Source organism: Trinickia sp. (assembly GCF_051961175.1).
Classification (GTDB): Bacteria; Pseudomonadota; Gammaproteobacteria; order Burkholderiales; family Burkholderiaceae; genus Trinickia.
This window is the reverse complement of record NZ_JBQCDN010000109.1, coordinates 1-5,490: the sequence shown is the minus strand read 5'-3', so window position 1 is coordinate 5,490 and position 5,490 is coordinate 1. Positions and strand designations below refer to the sequence as shown.

Sequence of the window (5,490 nt, the reverse complement as noted above, 5' to 3'; positions counted from 1 at the left end):
CAACTCGTTCGCCGTCAGAGGCCGTTCTATCAGCGGGCGCTGCCGACGCTGACGCAAATATGCCGCCACGGCCGCGGAGTCGTGCTTGACGACGATGTCCTTCTGGCCGGGACCGATGAGGCGTCGTTCTTCCCAGCCAAATTCGAATACCACATCACCGAGTTGCATCGTCGCGCCGGCGGGCGAATTTCGCATCGCCAGCCACTCGGACACCTTCGGCGAAATCTTCTCCCATATTTCGGTTGCGAACGAGTGAGCCTGTTCGGCGCTATGTGGCTGTAGGCCGCCTGTGCTAACGCGCATGGTGACACCCGGCACAATACCGACGCAGCGGACCTGTCCGCCGCCAAGGGCCATCGAGCCGAGCAGTGATCGGATCATTACGTCGCGTGTCGCGAGCGTTTTGTGGCCGGCAATGACGGTGCGGCCGCCTTCGCGGAAATCGTTCATGTTTTTCTAAAGTTTCTTATTGTCCGCGCAGGTTTGCTGGTGCGACGTTTCCTGCGTCCGCACCCATACGCGAGCGCGGAAAGCAGCCCCAAGAGGGGCCAACGTGCCGGCCTACAACGACGAAATCAGTCGACGCCAGCCCTGCAGTCGACTGAGATCGCGAGGCAAGCCGAGCATCGCTCCCGCGAAGACTAAGGCTGTCGGAATGGCAACCGTGCCAATTTCCATCCCGGGTCGTTCTTAGGCGCCAGCAAGTCCCTTAGGCGGCTTGTCCCTAACCCATCTTTCAGCATTCTCGACCCCGTCTTTCGAACCGTTCCAGTGAGGTACTTCACCTCTTGGGCTCTCCGGGTATTCGCCGCGCTCGTGTGCGCGAATCGTTTCGGCCCACCCAACCGGTGTTCGCCCCGACGGTTCCGCATACGGGTCGTCGGAATCCACGCGATTTATCTCGTTGAGCGAATCCGGCCAAACCGGGTGACGACAGGTCAGGAGTGACAGTGCACGCAGCACCGTGAACAACAACGTAAACGGCATGGTAATCACCCGTTCGGTGCCGCTGGCGATCATGCCAAGGGTGTACATACCAAAGAAAAACGTGTCGCTAATCGTTTCGCGCGTGGGTATGAACAACATGGGCTTGGGCAAGTCCCGCGGCCCTTCGTTCATGTACTTGCACCAATAGTTCCATTGGGCGAGCAGCGTACGGACGTTGCGGTCGCCTTGCCATTCGCGCCCGATGGAAAACGCATCCAGGACATTGCCCGCAGCGTCCAGCTTGTAGCAACGGATGTGGTAGACACGGCCGAAGTTCGTCGGCGTACGGTGGATGCAGAAAACCGAATCCTTATCCCAGTCGACCTCCGTCACCACATCACCTTCGCCCGGCTTGCTGAAGAATCGCCTACGGCGAACCGCGAAGATTTTTTTGACCTTTCGGTTGAAGCGGACCGGGCGATTCTTCAGTGCGAAAAATACTGTGTTGCCGGCGATGTACGCTAGACGACAAAAGACGATCACGGCACCCAAGGACATGGCATTGAACATCAAACGGTCACTGAACGGCATCACGTGACCATTCGGTATATGGGTGACATGGTAGATCCACCACCCGGCTAATGTCCCGGACAGCGCGATCAAAGTCCCCAGCGCAGCCCATTGCCGCTCCATGAAAGGCTGTTCGGTTGCATCCATGTAGGTGGAGTTGATACTAAAAATCGTGCCTCCATCCCAAAGATCGGGCCCAACAGGTCGATCGATCGACAGACGAGGCAACATGTCCCACTCGGGGACGGGCTGACCAACCTTAATTCGAATTCTGGACTCGTCCATTCTTATGCTCCAACAGCCTTGTCATAGGCGTACACCTCGGCGTGCAAATCGGAATACTTTTGATCGGTACCAAAGTAGCATCCAGCAATCCAATTGTGCAGGGCATTCGCATTGTGAATTGCGATCAATATTCCGATCACCAGCGCCGCGACAACCGCAGGCCAGCACAATACAGTCGCAGGAAGAAATGCACTGATATAAGCAATATAGAATCCTATAGTTGCATCGTCGCAACGGCGGGCGAATTTCGCATCGCCAGCCACTCGGACAGCTTCGGCAAAATCTTCTCCCAGATTTCGGTTGCAAACGAGTGAGCCTGTTCGGCGCTGTGGGGCTGCAGGTCGCCTGTGCGAACGCGCATGGTGACACCCGGCACAATACCGACGCAGCCGACCTGTCGGCCGCCAAGGGCCATCGAGCCGAGCAGTGATCGGATCATTACGTCGCGTGTCGCGAGCCTTTCATGACCTGCGATGACGATGCGGCCACCGTCGCGGAAATCGTCCATGTTTTTTTGAGTTGTTCTGTTGCTATCGGGGCGACGTGTCGGTCTGAACACGTCGCGAGACTAGCGCCGGCGCAAGGCGCGCTGCCGGAAGTGTGGTGACGAGACGTGGATCACAGCGACGAAATCAGACGAGCCCCGCATTCGGTCGGATCGTTGTGATACGCGACCGGCTTGCCATGGTGATCTCGCTGGCTATTCTCAGGCAGGATCTTGAAATTCCCGTTGCACAGAGGACACCATGTCATGTCGTCCTTCAATGCAACAGGGATCCCCATGGCCTTGATTTCGTCGCACGCGGTAATGACTTCGCCGCCGTGGGTCGTTTTGTCGTTGAGGCGGATCACGCCTCGGCCGTTTTCGTCTTTCATCGAGTCTCTGCCGTCCTTTCAGGCTGAAATTGCTTTTTTCAACCACTGGATAGCGTTGGCCTTTGCGCTTGCTTCGCCTGTCCAGTTGGTGACCCTCGCATAAGGATCGTCGGGGTATTCACCTCGGCGCTGTGCGAGTACCGTCTCGGCCCAACCGACCGGCGTACCGGGACGAGGCTCGGCATATACGTCGTCTGGTGAGACCTGACTGATCTTCTCGATAGCATCCGGCCAGATCGGATTGCGGCACGTGAGGTTGGCGATAATCCGCATCACAGCGAACACTAAGATGAAAGGCATGATGACAACGCGGAATAAGGCGGGGACGTTGGGCGCGGTGCCATACATCGCATACAAGAATGACTCACGTGGCGTCTCGTTCTCCGTATGAAACAGCATGGGTTTCGGCAGGTCGCGGGGCCCCTCATTCATGTACTTGCACCAGTAGTTCCACTGCGCGAGCAACATCTCCACTTCCGATTGTGGCATCCATTCGCGACCAATCGAAAATACGCGCGTGACGTTGCCGTGCTCGTCCGTGGTGTTGTGGCGGATGTGAAACACCTTGCCAAAGGTCGTGTCCTCGCAATGCAGGCAGAAAATCGAATCCTTCGTCCAAGGGACTTCCCAAACGATATCGCCCTCGCCGGGTCTCGCGAAGAAGCGGCGCTTTCGGATTGCGTATAGCTTGCGGTCCCCACGGTGGAACCTAATGGGGCGGTGGCGGAGGCCGAAGAAATACCCACGGCCCAGCTTCCAGACCAAGCTACCAAAGCCAGCGGAGAAGAGTAACGCTAGACAATCGAAGGTGATCACCCATCCCTCGGGAGCCGGTGGGCCACTATGGGTGAAGGTATACAGGTAAGGGCCGGTGCCCATCGCCGCGACGCCAAAAATCGTGCCCAAAATGAACCAGTGCTTCTCGTGCAACGATGGCTCGGTCACATCCATGTAAGATGAATTGACCCGAAAGATAGTCCCAGTATCAGAGATTTCCGGACCAACCGGCGTATCGATCCGTAATCGGCATGCCAAATCCCCCTCGGGGACGGGCTTGCCGATACAGTTACTCAATAGACGTTCTTCCATTATTAGCCTCACATCGCAGTATTAAATCCACTCACTTCGTCAGTGAGCGTACTGTACGTTTTATCCATACTGAACTCGCAATGCGAGGTCCAATCTCTTACGGCGGCATCCTTGAATTTTGAGATACCAATGCTGATAGCGATCGAAAGGATGAAAACAGGCCAGAAAGCTGGCACAGATCCGAAAATTGACATGATGGCAACATATACTCCGAGGCCCCCGGTCACAGCATACAGCGCCGACAACCCGTACCTCTGGTGATTCCACGCCTCCGGAGTATTCGTGAACAGGTCCGACCATGCCAGCACCACGCCGGCGACTGCCCCCATCCCGCGCCCTAGAAATACGCCCGCCTTATCGAAACGCGCCAAGCGAGACCAATCCTTCTTAATATACGCCGATAGCGGATGTGGGCACTCCTCAAACGCTTTGACGGTGCCTGAAATAGTTTCGACGAAATTCCCCGCCATCGACAAAAGACACATACGGAACTTCTTGAGATTGTCATCGTGGTTAAACTGGTCACTGTGGCATAAATCCTTCAATGCGAAGGTAAATGTCGCCAGCTGAACAATGCTTGTCACTACGCCGAGATTAAAGTCGCTCGGTGCTGCTGAGCCAAGCCATTTCCTCGCGACTTCAGTTCCCGGTACCTTGATGGTCTTAATCGCGCCAGCATCCAGTCGACCGGTACGCTCCAGGGTGTCTGTATCGAATTGAAACAGGGCCACGCTAGGGTTTGCAGACGCTGTTTTCAGCGCATCCTTGGCCGCTTGAGCAGCTGCCTGCCGCCGCTCGACCCGATTGCCTTCAATTTCGATGCCTTGTGCTTTCGCTTCATCCAATACCCACTTTTGCAACTTTATTTGGTCGACGCCCTCTACCTTGATTGCGACTCCCCCTTGCACGTGCAAACGAATCATCAGAAGCTTCAGTCCCGCATCGTTCGCCTTCGTCGTCAGCTTCTTAACGGCCGGGTTCGCGGTCGTCACTAGGAGCCTATCGGACATTGTGGCTTTATCTTTTTCCAGCCTCAGATGAGCATTCTTGTAAATATTCATGAACGCTTCATACTGAATGTCGGAACCGTGGATCTGCGCATCGGCTGCGGTCATTAGATCGTCGTGACTGAACAGCAGGGCACGTGCATAAAGGTGGCGCGTATTCGACAGGCGTGGCTGGGCCAGCCAGTCGTTTAGCACCTTCGTGCACGCATCGGTTCCCGCAGCTGCACCGATAGCTTGCGCGCACGACTCACTATATGCGTAGCCGCTACGCAGGTCCTTGGTATCAGTGACGCCGGCCATCCAGTCCGATAGGAGTTCGCATTGCAACCAGGAAGCATGCGCCTGCACGAGCGGATCCCACTTCGGTTTGAAGGCGTCGAGCGCCTTCTGATATTCCTGGGGAAAGCTGCGCAGCGCCTTCTCGTCGAGTACGCTTACACGCTTGCCGTGCTCGTCGACCTTTGTCGATGCGTCCAGCCAAGCGTCGTCGGCCGCCTTTTGCCGTGCCGCCGCGATGTCGCCCATGTTCTTCTCGTCGTCCTTCACCGACTGATCGAGGCTGCCGGCTCTTGAACGCTGCCTCGGGCAGATTTGCCCGCAGGATGTCGAAGCACTCCAATCGTCCACGCTCTCATTGTGCCGTGCAGGCCGTCGGGTTCTCGAGCCAAGCAGCTGCGTGAAGCTGGCCGTCCTGCTCTCCCGTCCAGCCTTCGACTCGCGCGTTCGGGTCATTTGG

Annotated in this window: 5 protein-coding genes and 1 pseudogene; all 6 read right to left on the bottom strand. The window is 56.6% G+C overall.

The window, feature by feature from the left end:
• Window positions 1–450: pseudogene (locus ACTHL0_RS05620) on the bottom strand (hypothetical protein); the annotation flags it as partial.
• A 240-nt stretch (window positions 451–690) separates the two neighbouring features.
• Window positions 691–1,782 carry a DUF6708 domain-containing protein gene (locus ACTHL0_RS05615; protein WP_440565601.1) on the bottom strand — a complete coding sequence of 364 codons (1,092 nt, stop codon included), beginning with the start codon at window positions 1,780–1,782 and terminating at the stop codon, window positions 691–693.
• 214 nt (window positions 1,783–1,996) lie between these two features.
• Window positions 1,997–2,290 carry a hypothetical protein gene (locus ACTHL0_RS05610; protein ID WP_440565600.1) on the bottom strand — a complete coding sequence of 98 codons (294 nt, stop codon included), beginning with the start codon at window positions 2,288–2,290 and terminating at the stop codon, window positions 1,997–1,999.
• Window positions 2,291–2,400: 110 nt separating this feature from the next.
• A complete protein-coding gene (locus tag ACTHL0_RS05605; RefSeq protein WP_440565599.1) occupies window positions 2,401–2,658 on the bottom strand; it encodes a PAAR domain-containing protein in 258 nt (85 codons plus the stop codon).
• 18 nt (window positions 2,659–2,676) lie between these two features.
• Complete coding sequence (locus tag ACTHL0_RS05600) at window positions 2,677–3,747, bottom strand: DUF6708 domain-containing protein (protein ID WP_440565598.1); 1,071 nt, start codon at window positions 3,745–3,747, stop codon at window positions 2,677–2,679.
• Window positions 3,748–3,755: 8 nt separating this feature from the next.
• Entirely contained in the window at window positions 3,756–5,486 is a 1,731-nt protein-coding gene (locus ACTHL0_RS05595) for a T6SS effector BTH_I2691 family protein (protein WP_440565602.1), read from the bottom strand.
• Window positions 5,487–5,490: the final 4 nt, after the last annotated feature.